Source organism: Microbacterium sp. MEC084 (genome assembly GCF_004514465.2).
In the GTDB taxonomy this organism is placed as follows: domain Bacteria; phylum Actinomycetota; class Actinomycetes; order Actinomycetales; family Microbacteriaceae; genus Microbacterium.
Genome location: NZ_MYFP02000002.1, coordinates 76,145 through 100,750 on the forward strand (window position 1 = coordinate 76,145; position 24,606 = coordinate 100,750).

Genomic DNA, 24,606 nt, shown 5'->3' on the forward strand with positions numbered 1-24,606 from the left:
GACGCGCCCGTCAGAGCTGGTCGCCCGCGACCGCGAACGTGTCGCAGGCACGCACGCCGCCCTCGCGGCCCGTGTCGAACCACCGCTGGCGCTGCTCGCTCGAGCCGTGCGTCCAGCTCTCCGGGTTGACCTGGCCGCCCGACTCCCGCTGGATGTGGTCGTCGCCGACGGTCGCGGCGGCGTTCAGCGCATCCGCGATCTGCTCCGGAGTCGGCTCCTTCAGGTAGGGGTCGCCATCCGCATCCACCTGCTTGGTCATCGCCGCCACCCAGGCGCCCGCGAAGCAGTCGGCCTGCAGCTCGGTGCGCACGCCGTTGCTGTCCGGGCCGCTGCCGTTGTTCGGGTACTGCTGGAACACCCCGATCAGGTTCTGCACGTGGTGGCCGTACTCGTGGGCCAGCACGTAGAGCTGCGCGAGGGATCCGGCGGACGCGTCGAACCGCTCGCGCAGGAGCCCGAAGAACGTCGGGTCGATATAGACCGTCTCCTCGGGCGGGCAGTAGAAGGGCCCGGTGGCGTTGGACGCGGTGCCGCACTGGGACGACGTCGCCTGGTCGACGATGATGAGCTGCGGCTCGCGGTAGCCCTCGAGGTTCTCGGCCCAGAACTGGTCGATCGCCTCGGCGCCGAACACCATGCGGCAGGCGTCGTCCTCGTTCGCGTCGGCACCCGTCTGGCAGTCCTCGATGATCGCGCCGCCGCCCTGCTGCTGCGACTGACCGCCACCCGTGACGCCGAGCAGCCCCGTGAGGTCCTGCCCGGTGAAGAGGCTGAACAGCAGCACCGCGATGCCGATGACGCCCACGCCGCCGCCTCCGGCGATCGCCGCCGTGCGGCCACGGCGCCGGGCACGGGTGCTGCCGACATTCGCGTTCTCATTGAACGTCATGGCGACACGCTACTCGCCGGAGCGGCCGAGCAGGCACAATTGACATGGGCACGGGGATGGATTAGGAGGCCGGTATGGCGGACATCGCGCACGACGCACACGCGGAGGCCACCGACACGGCCCCGCTGCACCTGCCGCACGCCGCCGTGGAGTGCCCGAAGTGCTTCACCGAGCTGCAGCGCGACCGCGACTGGTGGCTCGCCCGGCCGGCCGGCTCGCGTCTCGTGGGGCTGGTCGTCGCCCGCGACGACATGCCGTCCGTGGTGCAGCAGCGGGAGGACCTGACCCGCTTCGGCGTGCCGATCGAGGGGTTCCGCCATCCCGCCCCCGACATCCTCGAGTCGTGGGAGCACCGTCTGAACCGCCTGTTCGACACGTTCAAGCCGGGCGACGTGCTCGTCGTGACGAACGTGCAGGCGCTGGGCCGCGACGTCGACGAGGGCACCCGCACGGTCTCGGCGCTGTCGCGCCGCGGCATCGTGGTCAAGGTGCTGTCGCACGGCGCGCGTCACCTGGACGCCGCGCCGACCGTCTGACGGGCCGGGCTCAGCCGCCGCCCGCGCGGATCACTCCGGCGCGCAGATCGTGACGGGCGCGTTCGAGAACGTGCCGTCCTCACGGACGAGCGTGACGTCGATGCAGACCTGACTCTGTCCCTCGGTCGGCATCGTCACGGTGGGGACGTCCGTCTGCTCGGGAGCGCCGGTGCCATCGAGCGTCCGGCGCACCCACTGGTAGTAGTCGCCCTCCTCGGGCTCGGGGTTCCGCCACGTGAAGACCGCGTTCTCTCCCTCGATGACCCCCTGCGCGTCCACGACCAGCGGCACGGCCTCGCCGCCTGTCGGATCCTGCGGGTCCGTGATGGACGACGACTCGGTCGGCGCCGGCTCCGGCGACAGGAAGGACTGGACCGTCGCCGCCGCGATGCCGACGAGCGCCAGCGCGACGATGGACGCCGCGACGATCCAGGGCCAGCGCCGCGGGCGCGCCTCCGGCTCGATCACGGTCTCGGGAGTGTGCGGCGCCGGCGCCGGCCACGGGGCGGCGGGCGTCGAGCCGGGCGCGGGCGGGCGCAGGATCGTGTGATCGTCGATGGGCGCGACCACGCGCGGTCCGCGCACGATGGTCGCGTCGTCGTCCGCGACGGGCGCGGGGGTCGGGCGCGGCGGCGCGACGGGGGCCGTCGTCGCCGAGGGACGGGTGGCGGTCTCGATCGGCGCGATGTCCGTGATGCCGCGCACGCGGGTCATGCCGTCGTCGTCGTCCTCGGGGACGTCGTCGAGGGGGCTCTCCTCGAGGATGTCGATCGGCGTGACCGCGTGGGCGAGCTCGATCTGCACCTTCTGCAGCGCCCGCGCGAACGCGACGGCGCTCGGGTAGCGGTCCGCCGGGTCCTTCGCCATGGCGCGCGCGAGCACGGCGTACAGCGACGAGGGCACATCCGGCCGGTCGATCGCCGGAAGCGGCAGGCGCTCGATGCGGCCGATCAGCTCGGCGCTGCCGTTGCGCTGGCCCGGCATCTCGTACGGAGAGCGCCCCGCGAGCAGCGTGTAGATCGTGGCGCCGAGCTGGTAGATGTCGGTGCGCGGTCCGCTCTGCGGCGGCGACGCGAACGCCTCGGGCGGCGACCACGGGATGGACATGCCCGTCGCCTCGACGTCGGCGTTCGAGGTCGACGCGATGCCGAAGTCGGTCAGCGCGGGCCGGTTGTACTCGGTGACCAGGATGTTGGCGGGCTTGATGTCGCGGTGCAGCACGCCGGCGCGGTGCGCGGTCTCCACCGCGGCGGCGACCTGGATCCCGACGCGCAGCGCCTCCGCGGGCGAGAACGGCTCGCGCCGATAGCGCACCTGCAGGTTGGGCCGCGGGCAGTACTCCATGACGAGGTACGGCCGACCGTCGGTGGACACCCCCGCCTGGTAGATCGTGACGATCGCCGGATGCGTCGACAGCATCGCCATGACGTTCGCCTCGGCGGTGAACTGCGCGGCCGACGCGACGATGCGCTCGGGCAGCAGCACCTTGACGGCGACGCGGCGGCGCGGGAGCTCCTGCTCGTACAGGTACACGTCGGCGAAGCCGCCCGATCCGAGCAGCTCGAGGTGCGTGAAGCCCGGCAGCCGCGGCGGCGGCGCGGGCGGGCGTCGCTGCGTCACGGCAGGTCCTCGAACGCGATCGTCACGCCGTCGCCCAGATCCACGACGTCGCCCGTGACGACCAGGGTCTGCTCGCCGGGGTGCAGCCGCACGGGATCGTTGCCGCCGCGGAGCAGCGTGGTCCCGTTGGTCGTGTGGAGGTCGGTCACCACCACGGTCTCTCCGTCGGACACGATCTCGACGTGGTTGCGCGAGATGTCGTTCTGGGGGCTCTCGACCGCCACCAGGCGCGGCATGTCGGCCCCCGACGTGCGCGACGAGCGGGGGCGCCGGCCGACGATGACCGGACGGTCGAGCTCGAGCACCTCTCCGGTGGACAGGCGCGCACGCCCGAAAGACGGCGCCGGAGCGAACGGCGACGGCAGCGACGGGACGTCGAAGCGCGGCACGGGCGCCGGATCCAGGTGCGGCGGCACCGCGTCGATGGGGCCGTCGGCGATCGGCACCTCGGCCGTGGCCCCGGGGCCGCGCGGCACCTCGGGCAGCTCGCCGCGCTGCCGCAGCCTCTCGGCCTGCGCGGCCGAGATCGTCTCGCCGTCGTGGTCGCCGAGCGGCTGCGGCTCGGCCGGCTCCTCCGCGAACTCGCCGTGCGCGTCCTGCGCCTCGTGCGCCTCCTGCGCCCGCGCGCGGAGCCGCGCGAGCTGCGCGGCCGTGATGGTCTCGCCGTCGTGGTCGCCCAGCGTCTCGGCGTCGCGCAGGGTCTCCTGGGCGCCGAGCGTCTCGTCGCCGGGCTCCTCGCCCGACACGTCGTCCGCGGGTTCGGCCGGGCCCTCCTCGGGCCGCACGGCGAACGCGTCGAACGGCCGCGCCGGCGCCTCGCGCCTCGGCGGCTCCGCCGGAACGAGCCCGATCTCCTGAGGCAGCAGCGTCTCGGCGGACACCGCGCTCCCGTCGTCCACCGCCACGACGTCGTCGGGCACGGGCGCATCCCGCGCATCGTGGCCGTGCGCGCGCGGCGCGACGCGCTCGGCGCCGTCCTCCGGATCGGTCTCGAAGAACACGGCGCGGACGCCGCCCGCGAGCACGGCGCCCGACGCGATCGGCAGCTCCGACGCGATCGCGGGACGCTCGCCCGCCGGGCGGACGTGCACCGACAGGGCGTCCTCGATGAGGTTCACGCTCCACGCGTCGGTGTCGCCGCCGGTCAGCTCGAGCGGGCCGTCCAGCGTCTCCGCCGTGATCCGCAGGTCGCCGCGCACGGCGGTGCGGACCGCGTCGTCCTCGAGCAGCGCGACCGCGAACGGAGGGAGCCCCGCGAGCCCCGTCCCGGACGCCTGGGACAGCGCATCGAGCACGGCGTTCACGCCGTCGCCGGCGTCCAGCCCCACCCACACGTCGTCGATGAGTTCCTGCGGCAGACCGCCGGGAAGCACGGCGATGCCGTCGTCCGCGACGATGGCGAGCATGCCGCCGGGCTCGTAGGTCACCCGCATCAGGCCATCCCTCCCACGGGCTCGCGCGGCAGCGTGTCCGAGTCGACGTCGTCGTCGGCGTCGGCGTCCGCGCCGCCCTCCGGCGACGCGCCCCCGCGCCGGGCGACCGCCACGGCGTCCACGACCACGGCGGTGATGTTGTCGCGACCGCCGTGCAGCACGGCCTCCTGCACGAGGCGGGTGGCGGCGGCCTGCGGGTGCGACTCGACCGCCAGGATGGTCCGGATCCGCTCGGCGGGGAGCTCGCCGGGCAGCCCGTCGGAGCACACCAGGATGCGGTCGCCGCCCGCGGCGGGGATCATCCAGAAGTCCGCCTCGGCGTCGCTTCCCGCGCCGAGCGCCCGCGTGATCACGTTGCGGCGGCGGTCGCGCGCGGCGTCCTCGGCCGTGAGCTCGCCGCTGTCGATGAGCTCCTGCACGACGGAGTGGTCGACGCTGATCTGCTCGAGCCGCCCGCCGGCCAGGCGATAGGTGCGGGAGTCGCCCAGGTTCAGCGCGAGCCAGTAGCCCTCCCCGGCGACGTCGGCGATCACGACGCCCGTGAGGGTGGTTCCCGCCCCGGCGTCCGAGCCGACCGAGAGCCCGTCCACGCGCGCTCGGGCGCGCCCGAGCGCGCCGCGCACGTCGTCGATCGTGAGGCTCGCGCGCCCGGCGAAGGCCCGGAACTCGTCGATCGCGGTCGCCGAGGCGACCTCGCCGCGGTCGTGCCCGCCCATCCCGTCGGCGACGAGGAATACCGGCGACACGGCGAGGAACGAGTCCTCGTTGAGCGAGCGCCGCAGCCCCGGATCGGTGGCCGCGCCGCTCAGGGCGACGATGGGCTCGCTCATCCGGCGGCCTTGAGCGTAGCGATGCGGTCCCCGATCTCGAGCGCATCCTCGGCCTCGAGCGCGACGCGCTCGCCGGGCGTCGCGGGGATGCGCTCGCCGCCGCGCACGACCGTCACGCCGTTGGTCGAGTGACGGTCGACGACGAACACGCCCTCGCCGGTCACGTCGAGCTCGAAGTGGGTCTTCGACAGCGACAGCGTCTCGTCCCGGACCGCGACCGTCTCGACGCCCTCGTCGCCGGCGGGGTTGCGGCCGAACACCGCGCGGCCGGTGACGGTGTGGCGGGTGCCGTCGTCCCACTCCAGCACCGCGGACGGGGCGCGCGCGACGAGCCGGGTGTCCTCGACGTCGGGCTCGTCGCGGCGGACGAGGATGGTGTCGTCCTCGAGCTCGTCCACGGGAGCCGGTGCGGCGGCCGCCGCGGGCGCGGGAGGCGGGTCCTGCGTCACGCCCGGCACGAACGCGATGAGCCCCTCGGAGGGCGCCGCGGCCGACGGGCCGGCCGGCGCGGGAGGCGGCGTGGTCGTGAACAGCGACGACAGGTTGCCCGGGCTCGGGACGCCGCCGCGCGGCGGCAGCGGCGGGCGGGGCGGCAGGTCCGCGGGAGCGGCGGGCGCCGCCGGAGCGGGCGGGACGGGTGCGGCGGAGGCCGCCGGAACGCCCGGGAGCGGCGGGCGCGGGGCCGCGGCGGGGGCGGCCGGCGCGGCGGCGGGCGAGGTCGTGCGCGCGTCCTCGGCGTCGCGCATGAAGGCGTGCGCGACCTTGTCGTGCCATCCCTGCCGGCGTCCGCTGGAGTCGAAGAACACCGAGAAGAAGCCGACCACGATCGCGGTGGCCAGGCCCCAGATGACGTTGCGCAGCAGCGCGCCGCCGAAGCCGAGCGGCTGCCCGGTCTCGATGCGCACGAGCCGCAGCTTCATGAGCCTCATGCCGATCGAGCCGTGCCCGCCCTGCATGTACGTGTAGACGAGGAACCACCCGAGCAGCAGGACGATCGCGGCGGCGCCGACGATGAGGAGCGCGACGTAGCCGAGCGCCTGCGCGAGCAGGTTCGCGACCACGCTCAGCACGAGCCACGCCGCCCCGACGATGGCGGCGTCGATCGCGTACGCGGCGGCGCGGCGCCCGATCGAGGCGGGAGCGCCCGGGGCCGCGATGGGCCCGCCCGCCGGCGCGGCCGGCCGGCCGGCGGGCTGCTGCGGCGCGGCGGGCCACGCCGGCTGCGGCCATCCGGACCCCGCGCCCTGCGGCGGCGCGGGCGGCGCCGGGTGCGACGGGTACGCGGGCGGGCCGGGGACCGAGCCGGGCGCCGGGGGTCCATACGGGTTGGGCGTGGTCATGTCAGCCTTCCTTCCGCCGAGCGGAGACCGTCTCGCGCAGCGACCGCACGCGCGTCGCGAGCGACGAGCCCTTGGCCAGCGACCGCACGTTCAGCCGCGCTTTCAGCCTCGTCCAGAACGAGGCCTTCCTGTTCATCCCCCCGACGACCTCGTCCACCTCGGCCCAGAACGCCTCGATCTCGCCCGGCGTGGGCTCCCCCGGACCGAACACGCTCGCGTCCGCGCGCAGGGCGAGCGTCGTGACGCGCGGCTCCTCGAGCGCGGGCGTGAGGTGCGCCGACTGCTCGTACCGCGTGGCGCCGATCGGCACGGCGCGGCCGAAGTCGGCCGCCCGGTCCGTGAGCTCCTCCCAGCCGCCGCTGATGCGGTCGGCGGGAACGGGCGCCTCGCGCCGCTTCCGACGCCGCGCCGCCTTCAGCCCGCCGATGATGACGAACGGCGCGAGCAGGAGCGCGATGGTGCCGAGGCTGATGCCGCCGATCGCGAGGATCAGTCCGAGGTATCCCGGCAGCGGGTCGGCCTCGTCCTCGGACTCGCGGTCCTCGGGCACGAGCGGCGGCTCATCCGCCTCCTCCTTGGGCGGGGGCGGCGGCTGCAGCGGCATCGGCTGCGGATCCGTCTTGGGCTGGGTGGTCTGGTCCTTGGGCTCCTTGTCCTCGTCCGGGGTCGGATCGAACGCGACCCATCCGGACTCGGCGAAGGCCACCTCGACCCACGCGTGCAGGTTGTCGCCGTTCGCGACGAGCTCGCCGCGCGCGTCCTCGCCGGCGTGGAAGCCCATCACGACGCGCGCCGGGATCCCGACCTCGTTCGCCATCAGGGCCATCAGCGTCGCGTACTGCTCGTCGTCGCCCACCAGCTGATCGGCGCTGACCATGCTCGCCAGGCGCGCGGATCCGTGACCCGAGGGCGAGTACTCGCCCTCCTCGATGCCGTGGCTGAAGTACCCCGACTCGAACAGGAACGTCTCGAGGGCCTTGACCTTCTCGATCGGCGTGCGCGCCTCGGCCTCCGAGATCGCGTCGGACGCGAGCTCGCCCAGCTTCTCGGGCACCGCGTTCGGCCGCGGGATCTCCACGTCGGCGAAGCGGTCCTCGGCGAGCTCGGACTCGCTGGGCTCGTCCGGGATGACCGCCGTCACCGTGTACGCGTCGCCCTCGCTGAGCCCGGTCGTGACGATTCCGGTGCCGGTCGACGGGTTGAAGTAGGTCGCCCGGCGGAGGTCCTCGGCGTCGGCGCCCTCGAACCGCACCGCGTCGACGTGACCGGCGTCGGGCAGCCACACGTCCGAGTACGCGCCGATCTCGACCCGCAGCTCGGCCGTCCGCCCCTCGGCGTCCCCGGCCATGTTGGAGCGCAGCGGCGTGAACGCGCTCGACGATTCGGCGACGTTGTAGACCACGCCCGAGTAGGCGTCCATGGTGCCCAGGCGCACGCGCGCGCCGGCGGGCAGCCCCGTGACCGTGAACAGCGGCGTGTCGGCGAACTTGTCGACGTAGATGCGGAAGTCCTGCAGCGGGCTCGGGAACTGGCGGATGTCGAACGGCGGGATGATCACGTCGCGGATGACGTACCGCACCTCGTTCGGCGGGGCGAGCACCGTGGATGCGCCTCCCGCCGCGCACGCCACGGCGAGCACGCCCGCCGCGGCGCCCACGCGGCGCAGCACGTGGCGGCGGTCCTCCGTGCGCTCGTCCTCGGACGACAGCGAGATCGCACTGCGCGTGGGAGCCCACGCCTCGCGCAGGGCGAGCCACACGATCGCCACGACCGCGAGCATCACGCCCTGCACGATCGGCGCGGCTGGCTCCGAGGTGCCGAGCGCGATCTGCAGGGCCAGGCACGCGCCCGCCGGCAGCAGCGCCCAGGCGGGCGGCCGGACCCGCAGGGCCAGGCTCGCGGCCAGGACGGTGAAGATCAGGATCAGGAGGAACGGCACGATGAGGTGGCCGTCCTCGTACGACACGGGCGCGACCGTGGTGAGCAGCGACTTCCAGGACGTCACGACGCCCACCGCCAGCAGGCGCAGGGTCTCCAGCGTCGGGATGACGCCGAGCAGCGCGGTGTGCGGCAGCGCGAACGCGGCTCCGAAGACGAAGTACGCGACCACGACGGCGGCGGCCAGGAGGAGCACGCCCCAGCGGCGCAGCGTGCCGACGACGGCGATCCCGAGGCCCAGGGCGAGGGCGCCGAGCCCGGCGAGCAGCACCACGGGGCCGCCGAACGTCGGCCAGAAGCCGATCACCGACACGAGAAGCAGCAGCGCGACGGCGCCGAGGTCCAGTGCCCACCGGCGTGCCGGGAGGCGCACCGGTGCGATGCGCGCCGCGCGACGCGACGTCTGCGGCGGCGCGGGCGGCGGGGAGACCGGCGCCTCGGTCGGCGGCGGGAGCAGGGTGGAGGTCATGCGAGCACCCTCCGCAGCGAGGGGGCGAGCTGGTCGAGGTCGCCGACAGTGATCACGTCGGCCTCGCCGATGCGACGCCGGCCCGGCTCCTGCCCGAGCGCCGCGACCACGGCCAGGACGCGCGAGCCGAGCGGCAGACGCGAGATCGCGGCCTGCAGCTCGGCGGCGGTGACGCGGCTGCCGCAGGCCAGCACGACCACGCTCGCCGCGGGGGCGGCGGCGGCGATGGATCCGGCGAGCGCGGTCGTGCCGCCCGCCTTCGGACGCGAGGGCTCGACTCCCGAGAGCGAATCGAGCAGGTGCTTCTGCGACTCGGTGCGCAGGCGCCCGGACTGGGTGCGCACATCCACCTTGTACGAGTCCCGGAGCGCGCGCAGGCCCAGGGAGCCGGCCGCCGAGACGGCGAGCTCCAGTTCGTCCTCGTCCGCGTACTCGGCCGCGTTGGTCGACAGGCCGATCACGAAGTGCGAGCGCCGGGTCTGCTCGTAGGTGCGGACCATGATCGTGCCCGTGCGGGCGGTCGAGCGCCAGTGCACGTGCCGCAGATCGTCGCCCGGCTGGTACTCCGACAGGGCGTGGAAGGCGATGTCGTCGCGCGCCAGCTCCCGCGAGACCATGCCCTCGAGGTCGCGCACGAAGCCCAGCGACTGGCCCTCGAAACGCACCGTTCGCGGGTGGACGTAGAGGTCGACCGGCTCGTCGCGGCTGTCGACGCGCTCGAACAGGCCGAGCGGATCGCCGCGCACGATGCTGACGGGGCCGACGGGGAGCACGGCGCGCTTGACCGTGGGGATCGCGAAGAGCTCCTCGACCTCCTCGCCGGGGGCCAGGTGCTTTACGCCGAACACGCCGCGCCCGGCGCCGACCGGCAGCACCACGCGCGACGGCAGGATGGCCCGGCCGCCCGAGTTGGCCAGGGTCAGGGCGCCGACCGCGCGCTCCCCCACGACCACGCGGGTGCGCGTCAGGTCCAGCGTGACGTCGTAGGTCGTGCGCCCGACCAGGAACAGCAGGCACAGCCCGAGCACCACGGTCACCACGACGGCGGCGACCGTCACCTCGCGCCAGCCCATCCACGGGCCGACGATCCACAGCAGCGCCGCGACCGCGATCAGGACCCAGCCGATGGGCCGGACGACCGCCGCGGCGCGCCGCAGCGCGTGGCCGGCGCGCTCCAGCAGGTACAGCCCGACCTCGCGCCAGCTCGCCTGGGCGGGCTCCGCCGCCGTCGACGCGCGCTCGCCCGACGCCGCGCGGTCGTCCGGAGGGACGGGCGCGGTCGCGGGCTCGGCTGCGGTGGTCATGCGGTCAGATGAGGGTCATCCGTCGGTGTCGTGGCGCTCAGACGGCAGCGGCGCGGGCCTGCGGCGCGGGAACCTTCTCGAGCACTCGGGCGATCACGGACTCGGGCGTGGTCCCCACGAACTCGGCCTCGGGGTCCATCACGAGACGGTGCGCCCAGACCGGCTGCGCGAGCGACTTCACGTCGTCGGGGATCACGTAGTGGCGACCCTGCGCCGCCGCCCACACCTTGGCCAGGCGCACGATCGCGATCGCGCCGCGCACCGAGACGCCCAGGCGCGTGTCCCTGTCCTCGCGCGTCGCCTCGGCGAGCTCCGCGGCGTAGCGCAGCACGGCGGGCTCGACGTGCGCGGTCGAGGCCAGGTCGGCCATGTCGGACACCGCGCTGGTCGTGATGATCGCGCTCAGGTGGGCCGACGGGTTGCGCTCGGCGGATCCCGCCAGGATGCGCTCGGTCACGTCGAGGGTGGGGTAGCCGATCGAGGTCTTGATCAGGAAGCGGTCGAGCTGCGCCTCGGGCAGCTTGTAGGTGCCCGCCTGCTCGATCGGGTTCTGCGTCGCGATCACGAGGAACGGGCGCCCCACCTCGTGCGGGGTGCCGTCGACCGTGACGCGCGACTCCTCCATGACCTCGAGGAGCGCCGACTGCGTCTTGGGCGACGCGCGGTTGATCTCGTCGGCGAGCACGATCGAGGCGAACACGGGGCCGCGGTGGAACTCGAACGTGTGCGACTGCTGGTCGTAGATCGTCACGCCGGTCACGTCGCTCGGCAGCAGGTCGGGCGTGAACTGGATGCGGCTCGACGTGCCCTGCACGGTGGCGGCGAGCGCCTTGGCGAGGCTGGTCTTGCCCGTCCCGGGCGCGTCCTCGAGCAGCACGTGACCCTCGGCGAGCATCGCCGCAAGCACGAGGCCCACGACCTCGCGCTTGCCCATCAGCGCCTTGTCGACGTTGTCGACCAGGCGGCCGAAGGTGCCCTGGAACCAGGCCGCCTGTTCGGGGGTCATCGTCATGTCGTCATCCTTCGTCGTCTGCTATCGCCACGTGATCGAGGGCGTCTTGGCGCTGTACGGGCCTTCCACCTTCAGGTGCACCTGGGTGCCCGTGAAGCCGTAGTAGCACCCCATGTTCTTGCTGCCCGTGCCGGACAGGTATCCCCGCCACGTCGCGTAGTACTGCCCGCTGTTGCCGCTGTAGCACTGCACGGTGTAGTTGCCGGCGGGGAGGTTCTCGTACCCGAGCCACATCCACTGGCAGTTGCCCGAATCGCAGTTCGGCTCGTTGCCCGCGTTGCCCTGCTGGAAGACGCGGACCGACGGCTGCGGGGGGTCGCGGGTCGTCGCCTGCGCGATGGCCTCGCCGCTGACCTGGCCCGCGGAGTCGTACACGCGCACGCCGATCTTGCCGGTGGCGCTGTAGCCGTAGCTGCGGGTCGTCGAGCCGTCGAGCGGCACGTTCTGCCAGCCCTTGCCGTCGTAGAACCGGGCCTCGGCGCGCACGATCAGCCGGCCGTTCGGCGCGGGCGCGTTCCACGTGAATCGGATCTGCGTGCCGTCGCCGACGCGATCCGCCGTGACGCTGGGGTTGCGCGGCGGCCCGTACGGGGTCGCCGGGTCGGACGGCGGGGAGTTCGGGCCGGGCTCCGACGTGGCCCCGTTGGCCACCGCGATCGCGCGCACGACCACGCGATAGGTCGAGCCGTTGTTCAACCCGTTGATCGTCGTCGACGTCGAGTTGCCGACGCCCTGCCACGCTCCGCCGTTGACGCTGTACTGGTAGTGGATCTCGTTCGCGTTCGCGCCCTCGGCCGTCGCGGGCGCCCACGACGCGTCGATCCGCCCGTCGCCCTCGCGCACGCTGGGCTTGCCCGGAGCGGTCGGCGACGTGAACTGGCGCAGCGGCGCGCTGTGAGCGCTCGTGCCGCCCCATCCGGCCTTGTTCTTCGCCTTCACCGTGAACGTGTAGTCGGAGTTGCTGGCCGGCAGGGAGAACACCGCACGCGTGCCGCCCACGGTCTGCGGCGAGCCGTACGGGCTGCCGCCCCGGTATGCCTGCACCTGGTATGCGTCGACCGCGTCGCCGCCCGCCTCGGGACCGGTCACCGCGGGCCACGTCACCTCGACGCCGCCCGGCGTGGGGCCGATGCTGCTCTGACGCTGCGCCACGGGGGTGCCGGGCGCCGCCGGCGGCTTCGCAGGGATGTTCGTGGGCGACTGCGGGCTCCACTCGGACGGGTCCGGCGCACTGTTGTGCGCGCGTACGCGGACCGAGTACGCGGTGCCGTTCTGCAGGCCGTCCCACCAGAGCTGGGTGGTGCCCGCCGGCACGGTCTTGACGTTGATGCCGCTCGGCGGCGTCGGCGTGATCTCGAGCTCGTACTTCGTGATGGGAGAGCCCTCGGTGCGGGGCGCCTTCCACGTCACGAGCAGCCCGCTGTCGCGGAACTCCGGGATCTGCGGCGCGAGCGGGCGCTCGGGCCGCACGTCCGGCCGCGCGTCCTGGCTGACCGGCGAGGTGTCGGACTCGCCCACGCTGTTGATCGCCGTGACCGTGAACGCGTACGTCACGTTGTTCGTCAGGCCTGTGAGCGTGCAGGTCGTCTCGGGGCAGTCGGCCTCGTACTCGCCGCCCTTGACCGCGGTCACCTTGTAGCCCGTGATGTTCGCGCCGTTGTCGGCGGGCGGCAGCCACGTCATTGTGACCTGACGGCTCTGGACGTTGGTCACGCGCGGCTTGCCGGGAGCGTCCGGCCGCCCCTGCACCGTCACGTTGACGCGCGCCTCGGCCGTGCGGTCGGGGTCGCCCGTGGCGTCCTGCACCGTGTAGCGGGCGACGAAACGCCCGTGGTAGTCCTCCGCGGGGGTGACCGTCACGCTGCTGCCGTCGAACTGGACCGTGCCCTCGCCCGTCTCGAGCGAAGCGTCGATCACCTCGAGCGGAGCCTCGCCCTCGAAGGGGTTGAAGTCGTTGGCGAGCACGTCGACCGAGCGCGTCTCGCCCTGGTTCCACGTGTCGAACGTGTCGTCGCTGGCCGTGGGCAGCTCGCGCGTGGACGCCGTGACGGTGACCTCGATCTCGGAGGTGACGGGCTCGGGGCTCGTCGGATTGTCCTGGCCGTCGTCGACGGTCACGGGGATCGACGCGACCGTGCCCTTCTGGTCGGCGTCGGCCCGGACCTCCAGCGTGGATCCTCCGGCGATGGTCGCCTGGAGACCTGCCGGCACCTCGCCCAGCGAGAACGACAGCGGGTCCTCGTCGATGTCGGTCGCGAGGCCGGAGAGCTCGAGCGTGCCGGGCTGCGAGTCGCCCGCGCCGACCGTGACGGCGCCGCCGAGCATCTCGGGCGGCAGGTTGTCGGGCGGCGTGACCGTGATCGGGATGGACAGCGTCGACACGCGCCCGTTCGGGTCGTCGGGTCCGTCGCCGTCCGTCACCTCGAACGTGATCGCGTCCTTGCCCGCGTACCGGTCGGCCGACCGGTAGGTGAGCGTCCGCTCGTCGATCACGAGCGACGAGCCGTCGCTGCGGCCGGCCGAGACCTTCTCGGCCTCCGTGATGCGCACATCCCCGCCGTCCGCCGAGCGGACGTACTCCGCGAGCGGGAGGTCGATGCGCTCGCCGCTCTTGACCTCCACAGGCTCGGTCGAGATCAGGCTCGGACGCAGATCCTCCTGGCCGGGGACGTGGATGAACGCGTGCGCGACCTGGTCGTCCTGGTCCGTGATCGTGTACTTGATCAGGCGGCGGCGCTCCTCGAGCTGGACGCTCACGATCCCGTCCGCGAGCAGCTGGGCCGAGTCGTCGGGCGCGAGCTGGATCCCGAGCGTCTCGGCGGTCGCCGTGCCGTCGGGGTCCTCGTCGTTCAGCAGCAGGTCGATCTGCGCGGTCTGCTCCTCGAGATCGATGTCCTCGAGCAGCACGCGGTCGTCGCGCGCGATCGGCGCCTGCAGCGGCACGTCCTCGTCGACCGTGACCTGCAGCACGCCCTTCGCCTGCGCGCCGTGCTCGTCCTCGATCGTGTACTGCAGCGAGGTCTCGAGCTCGTGGTCCGGCGCCGTCACGACCACGCGCTCGCCGACCGCCTCCGCCTCGACCTGCGGGTTCTCGCCGAGCACGAGCCCGTCCGTCCCCTGCACGATGCCGATGGTGTCGCCGTCGGGGTCGGAGTCGTTCTCCTGGACCGCGGCCGCCACCACGCGGCCGGGACGCATCGCGAGGCTGTCGCGCACCGCGAACGGAGCCTGGTTCTGCGCGGCGGCGGGCGCGACGCCCACCCGGATCGTGGCGGTCGACTCGGCACCGAGGCTGTCGCGCACACGGTACGTGAAGGTGTCCACGCCGGTCGAGCCGCGCGAGGCCTCGTAGTCGAGGTAGTTCGCTCCCCTCTCGAGGATCGTGCCGAGCTTCGGGCCCGAGTCGATGCCGACCAGCTCGACCGAGTCGCCGTCGGGGTCGATGCCGTCGAGCGGGATCGTGATCCTCGTCGTGCTGCCGTCCAGCGCGCGCGACTCGACGTCCTCGGGCCGCGGGGCGTTGTTGTTCTCCTCGTCGAGCGGGAGCACCTGGATCGCGACCGGAGCGGTCGCCCGCTGTCCCGTGCTGTCCACGGCCGTGTAGGTCACGTACGCCGTGCCGGGCTCGTCGCCCGCGTGGAAGCGCACGTCGTCCTCGGCCGCGAAGGCCTCGCCGGCGCCCTCCGTGTCGAGCCGGACCGACTCCGGATCGAGGTGGAACTCGTCGTCGTTCGGGTGGTAGTCGTTGTCGAGCACCGGGATCGTCACGACGTCGCCGACGCGCACGACGGCGGTGTCCTCGTTGACGATCGGCGCACGCAGCTTGGCCGGCGCGGGCATGGCGATCACGACGACCTCGCCCTGGACCGACGGCGCGACGCCGTTCGAGATCGTGTAGCGGATGGTGACCTGACCGCCCTCGCCGGTCATGCCGCGGTCCGTGACGCGCAGCGTCTCATGGCCGATCACCGAGACCGCGAGGCCTGCATCGTCGGGCACGTCCACGGACTGCACCACGAGCACGCCGCCCGCCGGGTCGGAGTCGTTGGCCAGGACGTTCACCAGTGCGTCGCCGCCGACCGGGAGCAGCGCGACGTCGCGCACCGCGACGGGCGGCTCCTCGCTCTCGACGGGCTCGATGACGTCCACCCGCACGAGGCCCGGCACCGGCGTGGTCCCCGACGTCGTCACGAGGTAGTCGACGTAGTAGGTGCCCACCGTGTCCGACTCGAAGGTGAACGTGTCCGATGCGAAGTCGGGGACGATCGTCGCGCCCTGCACCTCGCTCACCTGGGTGAGCTCGAGCGGCTCGTCGCTGGCGCTCAGGTCGTTGGCCAGGGGCGAGACCGTGCCCTGCTGCCCCGCGCGCACGACCAGGTGGTCGGCGGTCGCGAGCGGCGGCGTGGACCCGGGAGCGCGCACGTCGAGCTTCAGCAGCCCCGCCATGCTCGAGCGGCCGTCCGAGACGACGATGTTGACGTCGACCAGGCCCTGGTCGCCCGAGATGGCGCGGTAGGTGATGCGGCCGTCCGCCGTGAACTCCGCCTCGTCGCCCTCGGCGGGCGTGACCGACTCGAGGTAGAGGTTGTCGCCGTCGGGGTCGACCCAGTCCGGCAGCACGTTGTAGGTGACGGAGCTGCCCGACTCGACGGGGATGGCGATCTGCCGCAGCTGCTTCGGCGGCGTGTTCTCGTCCTCGCCTCGGACCTCGACGCGCACCTGCGCCTGAGCCGTGCCGCCGGGGCGGCCGTCGTTCACCTCGTACGTGAAGGAGTCGACGCTCGACACGCCGTCCGGCACGGTGATCTGCAGCGACGTGCCGTCGTTGATCGGCGTCACCGTGACGCCGTCGGGCGCGCCGTCCGGCAGCGTGACGGTGAGCACGTCGCCGTCCGGATCGCTGTCGTTGTCGAGCACGGGCAGGATCGTCGCGGCGTCGGCGCGCACGCCGAACGTGTCGGGGTTGGCGACCGGGGGCGTGTTGTCCTCGCCACGGTCGGGTGGGCTGGGATCCGGCACCTGGACCGTGGTCGGGTCGGGGTTCTCGACGCCGTCGCCCTTCGGGGGCGTCAGGTCGTCCCAGTTGTCGACCTTCTGCAGCTGGTCGCTCGCGAGCCAGGCCGCCCCGCTCAGCACGTTGTTGAGCATCACGACGTCGCGGTTCACGCGGAAGCGCAGCTCGCCCTCGGCCTTGTACTCCGGGATCGGCATCGCGAGGTCGTGCTGCTCGCCGACGCAGTCGCGCACGAACCGTCCCGACTCCATCCACGCGCCGTAAGCGCAGCCGTTGAGCCACACGGGCTCGGCGGGGGTGCCCGTCAGGGCTCCGGCGGGAGCGGCCTCGGGCTCGGAGCCGTCGAGCGGGATGCTCAGCAGCTCGGTGCGCGTCGCGACGACGACCGCGTCCCCGTCGGCCGCGTCCAGCGCGAGGCGCGCGTCCTCGGGCTCCTCGAGCGCGACCGTCGGCCCGTCCGGGATGATGACGGACCCGGTCGTCTCGTCGAGGATCACCGCGCGGCCGGCCACCAAGGTCACGGACAGCTGCGACGACTCGTCGACGCCCTCGAGCGCCCGCTCGGACGGCTTCTCGGCCTCGCCCTGCTCCGTCACGGGGACCGTGTACAGCGTCGCCTCGGACGGCGAGGCGACGTACACGGTGCCGTCACGGCCGACCGTGACGGCCGCGTTCTCCCCCAGCTTCTCGAGCACAGGATCGGCGTCGGCCACGGCGAAGGACGCGAGACCGTCGTAGGGGATGACGAAGAGCTCGCCCTCGGCGGGGTCGAGGACCGCGATCGTGCGGGCGGCGTAGTCGATCTCGGCTCCGCCGGGCAGCTGCACCCGGTCACCCAGGGACACCCCCACGTTGTCGACGGGGCCGAGCGTCCCGTCGCCCAGGTCCTGCATGAGGATCCGGTCGCCGTCCTGCAGGACGTCGAAGTCGGCGGACGGCGTGACGAGGCGCCCGTCCAGGACCTGTGACTCGCTGTTGAAGTGGCCGACCCACTGCTCATCGGCCTTGGTGATCCAGACTGATCCGTCGTGGAGGTCGAGCTCGGTGGTCGGGTTGCCCTCGTACGCGACGGCCATGGTCGTGACGCCGAGCGCGGCGACCGTGACGATTGAGGCGCCCGCGAGCGTGCGCGGACGCACCCGCGCCCAGGACACAGTCTTCATCGCGCACCCCCTCGCCGACTCCTGACCGGTATCCTAATCGGCCCGCTCAGCGCCTCCCCGGCCCCGACCAGGGCACCTCTCCCCCGCACGGACGCGCACGCGGGCCCGGGAACTCCCCGGACCCGCGTGCGCGATGGAAGATCAGCGTCGAGCGGGCTTCTTCTCGCGCGGCGGCTTCTTCTCGCGCGCGGGCGCCTGCCCGGTCGCGACCAGCTCGGCGTAGTGCGCGGCGGCCTCATCCTGGCGGCTCTGCTCGGCACCCGACGCGATGGGAGCCCGCACGTGCTCGGGCGCGAACCCGAACGCGTCGACGAGGTCCTGCGAGTGCGGGCGCAGGCGGCGGCAGAGGCGGTCGATGTAGCGCTGCACGGCCATCGCGCGCTGGTTGGAGAGGCGGCCGTGCATGAGGTACCAGGCGAGGTGCTTCTCGATCAGCGTCAGCCCGAAGAGGTCACGGAGCCAGATCATCACCTGGCGGGTGTCCTCGTCGGGGATCGAGGCCACGGCGTCGGTGAACGCCTCCCACTGCAGGAGCTCGCCGTGGGCGCGGGCCGCCTCGAGCAGCTCGACCTGGTTCTCGTTGAACAGGTCGGCGGCCGCGACCGGGTCGAGCTTGGGCGCGGGACGCAGGCGCGCCGCGAGCTCGCCGACCATGCTCTGCACGCGGTCGGCGAGCAGCTCGTGCTGGTCCTTGGCGCGCAGGCCGAGCTCCACGGATCGCGCCGTGGATCCGAAGTCCGCCACCGCCTGCCCGAGCTGCCGCAGGCCCGCCCCGTGGAACACCTTGCCGGCGGTCTGGCCGACGACGAAGGCGGCGATCTCCTTGGGGTCCTTGCTGCGCAGCTGCTTGGCGTAGTCCGCGAGCAGGCGCTTGCCGACGAGCTGCAGCAGCACGTTGTTGTCGCCCTCGAAGGTGACGTACACGTCGAGGTCCTGACGCAGGGTCACGAGGCGGTTCTCGGCGAGGTAGCCCGCGCCGCCGCAGGCCTCGCGGGCCTCCTGGATGGCGTCCAGCGCGTGCCAGGTCGACAGCGGCTTGAGCGTGGCCGCGAGGGTCTCGAGGTCCTCGCGGTTCTCCTCGGTGTCGGTCTCGCCGCCGAACACGCCGTGGAACTTCTGCAGCAGCTCGTCGTGCGCGAACGCCTGCGCGTACGTGATCGCGAGCCGCGGCAGGAGGCGACGCTGGTGCTTCGCGTAGTCCATCAGGACCGTCTCGGCGCCGGTCGCGCCGGCGAACTGGCGGCGCTGGTTGCCGTAGGTGATCGCGATGTTCAGCGCCAGCGCCGCCGCCGTGGTGGCCGACCCGTCGAGCGAGACGCGGCCCTGCACGAGCGCGCCGAGCATCGTGAAGAAGCGGCGGCCCGGGCTGGCGATCGGGCTCGAGTAAGTGCCGTCCGGCGCGACGTCGCCATAGCGGTTGAGCAGGTTCTCGCGCGGCACGCGCACGTGGTCGAAGTGCAGACGGCCGTTGTCGATGCCGTTGAGGCCGCCCTTGACGCCGTCGTCCTCGCCGCCGACGCCCGGCAGGAACTGCCCGTCCTCGTCGCGAAGGGGCACGAAGAAACAGTGCACGCCGTAGTTCACGCCGCCGCTGATGAGCTGCGCGAACACGGTCGCCGCCCGGCCGTCGACCGCGGCGTTGCCGAGGTAGTCCTTCCAGGCGCCGCGGAACGGCGTGTGGATCACGAACTCCTCGGTCGCCGCGTCGTAGGTCGCGGTGGTCCCGATCGCGGCGACGTCCGAGCCGTGGCCGGTCTCGGTCATGGCGAACGCGCCGGGGATCTTCAGCTCGAAGACGTCGCGCAGCCACTTGTCGTGGTGCTTCTTCGTTCCCAGCTGGTAGATCGCGGAGCCGAACAGGCCCCACTGCACGCCCGCCTTGATCTGAAGACTCGGATCGGCGAGCACGAGCTCCTCGAAGCTCGCGAGGTTGCCGCCGTTGTTGTTCTCGCCGCCGTATTCGACCGGGAGCGCGCGCGAGATGGACCTGTGCTCGACCAGCTTGCCGAGCTGTTCGAAGACGCGCGCGCGGTGCTCGTGGTGGGTGAGCCCGTCGACGCGCCAGAACGCGGAGTCCTTCAGCATCTCGCGCGACGCGCGGCGGACGTCCGCCCACGTGCCGAGCAGCCGGTCGGTGACGAGGGGGACGTCGATGCGGGGCGCCGTCTCGGGCCCGGCCTTGTGGGCGGGCGTCGGGTCGGCGGTCTGGGGGCGAACAGCGGTGTCTGCCATGTCTGCCTCTCACGGGGATCGTGGAATGGGCCGGGCCCGCCTCGACGGGGACGGAGGGGGCGATGTGATCACCGTAGGTCTGCGACAAGCCGGGCGCGAGGACCTTGTCACTGAGCCACAGTCGCGGGCGCCGACGTGCGGCGGGACCATTGTGCGCGCACGACAGCGGCGGCGGACGGGGACAGACGACGGCGGCGGCCCGGATCATCCGGACCGCCGCCGCGTCACGCCTCATGCCGTGGCGTCATCTCACTCCGTGTGAGCCGCCGCCCGGCGCCCACCGTCCACCGGAAGGTGACCTTGCCATCGGCATCCGCGGTCTGGGCACCCAGATCGATCGGCGTCGAGATCGGACTTCCGTCCACCTGGATTCCGGGACACCGGCGTGTCGTTAGCCGACGAAGGGTTCGCGGTCCCGGTTCATGGGCCATATGCCGACTGGGACATCAGCCGCCTGCGCGGTGGCCGGCGGCGCGCGTTCGGGCGGGTCGAGCGCACGGCAGACGTGGGCCCCGCCGGCGCGAGCGGAGGCGGTGTCAGTGCGCGGCGATGACGGCGAGCACGGCGGCGCCGTAGGCTTCGCGCTTGCGCTCGCCGATGCCGCTGATGCCGGACAGTGCCTCGAGGGAGGCGGGGCGGTGCTCGGCGAGCGCGCGCAGAGTGGCGTCGCCGAAGACGATGTAGGCGGGGACGCCCTGCTCGCGCGCCTGGTCCGCGCGCCACGCGCGCAGCGCCTCGAAGAGATCGCGGTGCTCGGGCGCGAGCTGGTCGGCGGCGGACGCCTTGCGAGCGCCGCCGCCCGAGCGGGAGGCCCGCCCGATCACATCGCGGCGCAACGGCACGGGCGTCTCGCCGCGCAGCACGCCGCCGCTCGCCTCGCTCAGCGCGAGGGTGCCGTACTCGCCCTGCGCGACCAGGAGGCCGCGCGCGAGGAGCTGGCGGATGACGCTGCGCCAGTCCTGCTCGGACAGGTCGGCGCCGATGCCGTACGTGGCGAGCGAGTCGTGGCCCAGCTTGCGCACCCGGTCGGTCGACGCGCCGCGCAGGATGTCGATGAGGTGGCCGGCGCCGAACGCCTGGTTGCGTTCGCGCTTGAGCCGGACGACGGTCGACAGCAGCTTCTGCGCGGGAACGAGCCCGTCCCAGGTCTCGGGCGGCGTGAGGCACGTGTCGCAGTTGCCGCAGGGCTCGGACCGCTGCCCGAAGTAACCCAGCAGGTTCTGGCGCCGGCATCCGACCGTCTCGCACAGCGCGAGCATCGCGTCGAGGTGCTGCCCCTGCCGCTGCTGGATCGCGCGGTCGCCGTCGGACTGCTGGATCATCCGCCGCTGCTGGACGACGTCGCCCAGGCCGTAGGCCATCCAGGCCTGCGCGGGCAGGCCGTCGCGGCCCGCGCGCCCGGTCTCCTGGTAGTACCCCTCGACCGACTTGGGAAGGTCGATGTGGGCCACGAACCGGACGTCGGGCTTGTCGATACCCATGCCGAACGCGATGGTCGCCACGACGACGACGCCGTCCTCGCGGAGGAAGCGGGACTGGTGCCGCGCCCGCGTCGCCGCGTCGAGCCCCGCGTGGTACGGGATGGCGTCGATGCCCTGACCGGCGAGGTAGGTCGCGGTCTGCTCCACCGAGTTGCGGCTCAGCGCGTACACGATCCCCGCCGCGCCCTCCGGCTGGGAGCGGATGAAGTCCAGCAGCTGCCTGCGCGGCTCGGTCTTGGCGTCGATCCGGTACCGGATGTTGGGCCGATCGAAGCTCGCCACGAAGTGGCGGGCGGAGGGCAGCCGCAGGCGCTCCGTGATCTCACGGTGCGTCTCGGGCGTCGCGGTCGCCGTGAGGGCCAGGCGCGGCACGCCGGGGAACCGCTCGCCGAGGCCGCCGAGCGCGAGGTAGTCGGGACGGAAGTCGTGGCCCCACTGCGACACGCAGTGGGCCTCGTCGATCGCGATCACGCTCAGCGTGCCACGCTCGAGCAGGCGCAGCGTCTGCTCGCCGTTCAGGCGCTCGGGGGCGACGTACAGCAGGTCGAGCTCGCCGGCGACGTACGCGCGCTCGACGCGCGCGCGCTCGTCCGGCGCCTGCGTCGAGTTGAGGTACGCGGCGCGCACGCCGTTCGCGACGAGCGCGTCGACCTGGTCGTGCATCAGCGCGATGAGCGGCGAGACCACGAGGCCCGTTCCCTCGCGGACGAGCGCGGGCACCTGGTAGCAGACGCTCTTGCCGCCGCCGGTCGGCATCAGGACGACGGCGTCGCCGCCCGAGACGACGTGCTCGACGATCTGCCGCTGATCGCCGCGGAACGCGTCGTAGCCGTAGACGGTCTTGAGCGCCTCGAGGGGCGTCGCGTAGACCGACGGGCGCACACCGCTCGCGACGCCCGGCGCCGCGACGCGGGCCGAGCGGCGGGCCGGGCCCGAGGCATCCGCAGCGGGCGGCGCCCAGTCGTCGGGCGGCGGCGCGTCGAGATACGGGTCGAAGGGCGGCTCGTCGTAGGGCGGCGGCTCGTACGGCATCCAGTCGCCGGGGCCGCCCTGGTCGTCGGGATCCGTCGGCGCCCAGGACCCCCAGCCGGCCGCGCCCGCGCGGGCGCTGCTCGGTTCGGGGGTGCTCGGGGTCACGCGCTCGAGTCTAGGCGCGGGCTCCGACACGTCCCCTGGGCGTCGCCGGCGACCCGGCGCCCTCCGGCCCTGGGGACGAGCCTTCCCCGCGTCGGCGCCACGCCGTAGCGTGGGAGCCCGACGGAAGGAGCCCGCATGGCAGACCTGAAAGTGACCCGCAACGACGACGCGAGCCGGTACGAGCTGCACCTGTCGGACGCGACCCACGAGGACACGGTCGCCGGCTTCATCCGGTTCGAGCAGGGCCAGGGCCGGATCCGGATGATCGCGACCGAGATCGATCCCGCCTTCCGCGGGCAGGGGCTCGGCGACACGCTCGCCTCCGAGGCGCTCGCGGACGTCGCGCGCCGCGGCGACACGATCATCCCCCTGTGCCCGTTCGTGGCGGCGTATCTGCAGAAGAACGAGGTGGCCGGCGCGGTCGTGGAGTGGCCGGGCGGCACCCCGCTCGACGCGGCGACGCAGGGCGAGTCCCCGGCATGACGCGCCTCGACGCCGCGACCGACGAGTGGGACCTCACCGCCGACGCGTGCGACGGCCCTCGTGAGCTGCTGCTCGAGCCCCGCGAGGTGCCGCTCGGCGGCGTCAGGGCCATGGCGGTTCACCGCTCGCTGCCGCAGCGCGACCTGCCGACCGTGGGCGCATGGTGCTTCTTCGACCGCTTCGGGCCGCAGGAGGCGCTGATGCGGGTGGAGCCCCACCCGCACATCGGACTGCAGACCGTGACGTGGCCGCTGGTGGGCGAGGTCCGCCACCGCGACAGCATCGACAGCGACGTCACGATCAGCCGCGGCGTGCTGAACATCATGACGTCGGGCCGGGGCATCTCCCACTCGGAGTATTCGGTCGGCGACGATCCCATCCCGCTCGACGCGCTGCAGCTGTGGATCGCCCTCCCGGAGAGCCGCCGCCACGGCGGTCCGGACTTCGAGCGCCATGCCGACCTGCCGACGCTGAGGCTCCCGGCCCTCGAGGGCGCCGACGCGGACGCCACGGTGGTCGTCGGCGAGCTCGGGGACGTCGTGTCCCCCGCCACCGTCTACACGCCGATCGTGGGCGCGGAGGTCGTGCTGGCGCCGGGATCGCGCGTGCGCATCCCGTTCCGCCGCGACTGGGAGTACGCGATCGCGGGGGTGGAGGGCGACCTCGTCGCGCACGCGGGCCGCACCGGCGAACCGACATCGCTCGGGGCTCTGGACCTGCTCTACCTCGGCGTGAACCGCGACGGCATCGAGGTCTCGACGATCGGCGGCGCGATGTTCTTCCTCCTGGGCGGGGAGCCGTTCGCGGACGACCTCGTGATGTGGTGGAACTTCGTGGGCCGGGACCACGACGAGATCGTCGAGGCGCGTGAGGAGTGGGAGGCCGGGTCCGAGCGGTTCGGCCACGTCGTCACGCACGGCGACGAGCGCATCCCCGCCCCGACCATGCCTCAGGTGCGGCTCACGCCGCGACGCCGCAAGGTGTAGGTCAGCCCGCCGCGATCGCGTCCACGAGCCGCTGGGCGACGTCCTCTGCGCCCGATGCCGCCTCCGCACCGCCGATCGCGCTGCCGGTCACGACGAGCGAGTCGACCAGCGCCGTGACGGTCACGGAGCTCATCGCGCCGGTGCCCTCGATCACGGAGTCGGTCTGCACCCCGTACGCCGAGTCGGCGCCGTCGATCGACACCGGGACCTCGCTGATGGTGCTCGTCACCGACGTCCCGTCGGCCATGGTGATCGTGATCTCGCCGCAGCCGTCGATGTTCGACAGGCCCGACTCCACGGCGCCGTCGGCGATCGACGCCTCCGCGAAGCTCACCACTCCGCCCGACTGGCCGGTCGCCTCGTCGACGCCCACGGCCATGCTGCTCTCGCTCGTCTCGGCGATGGCGAGCCCGCTCTCGACCGCGGCCGCGCACTCGGCAGGCTCGATCTCCGCATCCGCGAAGAGGCCGCTGAGCCCCTCGACCCCACCCATGGCCTCGATGTCGATCGGCTCGAGCCCCGCGGCCACGACGTACCCCTCGAGCACGGCCTCATCGACCACCTCGCCCGACGGCGCCTCGTCCGCGGGCGTCTCCGCGGGCGCGGAGGACTCCGCGGGCGGGGTCGCCCCCTCGGGCGCCTCCTCCTCGCCGCCGGCCGAGCAGCCGGCGATCAGCAGCGATCCGGCCAGGACGATCGGAGCGAGGGTTCGGAGGGCGAGTCGCGCGGTCATGCCCGC

The 24,606-nt window shown here is 73.2% G+C and carries 15 protein-coding genes; 3 read left to right on the forward strand and 12 right to left on the reverse strand.

Annotated elements, in window-relative coordinates; translation table 11 throughout:
- Positions 1-10 precede the first annotated feature (10 nt).
- On the reverse strand, positions 11-889 hold the full coding sequence (locus tag B5M43_RS03065; RefSeq protein ID WP_134745549.1) for a neutral zinc metallopeptidase: 879 nt from the start codon (positions 887-889) through the stop codon (positions 11-13).
- Positions 890-963: 74 nt separating this feature from the next.
- Between B5M43_RS03065 and B5M43_RS03070 the strand changes: the two genes are divergently transcribed.
- Positions 964-1,425 carry a recombinase family protein gene (locus B5M43_RS03070; protein WP_134745550.1) on the forward strand — a complete coding sequence of 154 codons (462 nt, stop codon included), beginning with the start codon at positions 964-966 and terminating at the stop codon, positions 1,423-1,425.
- 30 nt (positions 1,426-1,455) lie between these two features.
- Here the strand turns inward: B5M43_RS03070 and B5M43_RS03075 are convergent, their stop codons facing one another.
- From B5M43_RS03075 to recQ, 10 genes are all read right to left on the reverse strand, one after another.
- On the reverse strand, positions 1,456-3,045 hold the full coding sequence (locus B5M43_RS03075; protein ID WP_134745551.1) for a serine/threonine-protein kinase: 1,590 nt from the start codon (positions 3,043-3,045) through the stop codon (positions 1,456-1,458).
- A complete protein-coding gene (locus B5M43_RS03080; RefSeq protein WP_134745552.1) occupies positions 3,042-4,478 on the reverse strand; it encodes an FHA domain-containing protein in 1,437 nt (478 codons plus the stop codon). Before B5M43_RS03080 ends, B5M43_RS03075 begins: the two co-directional genes overlap by 4 nt.
- Entirely contained in the window at positions 4,478-5,308 is an 831-nt protein-coding gene (locus B5M43_RS03085; protein WP_134745553.1) for a PP2C family serine/threonine-protein phosphatase, read from the reverse strand. Before B5M43_RS03085 ends, B5M43_RS03080 begins: the two co-directional genes overlap by 1 nt.
- Positions 5,305-6,648 (reverse strand): RDD family protein, encoded by a 1,344-nt coding sequence (locus B5M43_RS03090; protein WP_230667574.1) that lies wholly within the window; start codon positions 6,646-6,648, stop codon positions 5,305-5,307. The genes B5M43_RS03085 and B5M43_RS03090 overlap by 4 nt, the downstream gene beginning before the upstream one ends.
- Position 6,649: 1 nt before the next feature.
- Positions 6,650-9,055, reverse strand: coding sequence for a transglutaminase family protein (locus B5M43_RS03095; protein WP_134745283.1), 2,406 nt, complete (start codon positions 9,053-9,055; stop codon positions 6,650-6,652).
- Entirely contained in the window at positions 9,052-10,359 is a 1,308-nt protein-coding gene (locus tag B5M43_RS03100) for a DUF58 domain-containing protein (RefSeq protein WP_134745284.1), read from the reverse strand. The genes B5M43_RS03095 and B5M43_RS03100 overlap by 4 nt, the downstream gene beginning before the upstream one ends.
- 37 nt (positions 10,360-10,396) lie before the next feature.
- Positions 10,397-11,371: a MoxR family ATPase gene (locus B5M43_RS03105; RefSeq protein ID WP_134745285.1), complete on the reverse strand. Its 975-nt coding sequence runs from the start codon at positions 11,369-11,371 to the stop codon at positions 10,397-10,399.
- Between the two features lie 21 nt (positions 11,372-11,392).
- Positions 11,393-17,548 carry an Ig-like domain-containing protein gene (locus B5M43_RS03110; protein ID WP_134745286.1) on the reverse strand — a complete coding sequence of 2,052 codons (6,156 nt, stop codon included), beginning with the start codon at positions 17,546-17,548 and terminating at the stop codon, positions 11,393-11,395.
- A gap of 141 nt (positions 17,549-17,689) precedes the next feature.
- Positions 17,690-19,780, reverse strand: coding sequence for an acyl-CoA dehydrogenase (locus tag B5M43_RS03115; RefSeq protein ID WP_134745287.1), 2,091 nt, complete (start codon positions 19,778-19,780; stop codon positions 17,690-17,692).
- A 536-nt stretch (positions 19,781-20,316) separates the two neighbouring features.
- Positions 20,317-22,293 carry a DNA helicase RecQ gene (recQ, locus tag B5M43_RS03120; RefSeq protein WP_134745314.1) on the reverse strand — a complete coding sequence of 659 codons (1,977 nt, stop codon included), beginning with the start codon at positions 22,291-22,293 and terminating at the stop codon, positions 20,317-20,319.
- A gap of 240 nt (positions 22,294-22,533) precedes the next feature.
- Between recQ and B5M43_RS03125 the strand changes: the two genes are divergently transcribed.
- Together B5M43_RS03125 and B5M43_RS03130 are read left to right on the forward strand one after the other, a co-directional pair.
- The gene (locus B5M43_RS03125; protein ID WP_134745288.1) at positions 22,534-22,881 is read left to right on the forward strand and encodes a GNAT family N-acetyltransferase; all 348 of its coding nucleotides are present in this window, start codon (positions 22,534-22,536) and stop codon (positions 22,879-22,881) included.
- Positions 22,878-23,867, forward strand: a complete 990-nt coding sequence (locus B5M43_RS03130; protein ID WP_134745289.1) for a pirin family protein — start codon at positions 22,878-22,880, stop codon at positions 23,865-23,867. Before B5M43_RS03125 ends, B5M43_RS03130 begins: the two co-directional genes overlap by 4 nt.
- A gap of 1 nt (position 23,868) precedes the next feature.
- Here the strand turns inward: B5M43_RS03130 and B5M43_RS03135 are convergent, their stop codons facing one another.
- Positions 23,869-24,600, reverse strand: a complete 732-nt coding sequence (locus tag B5M43_RS03135) for a sensor domain-containing protein (protein WP_134745290.1) — start codon at positions 24,598-24,600, stop codon at positions 23,869-23,871.
- Positions 24,601-24,606 lie beyond the last annotated feature (6 nt).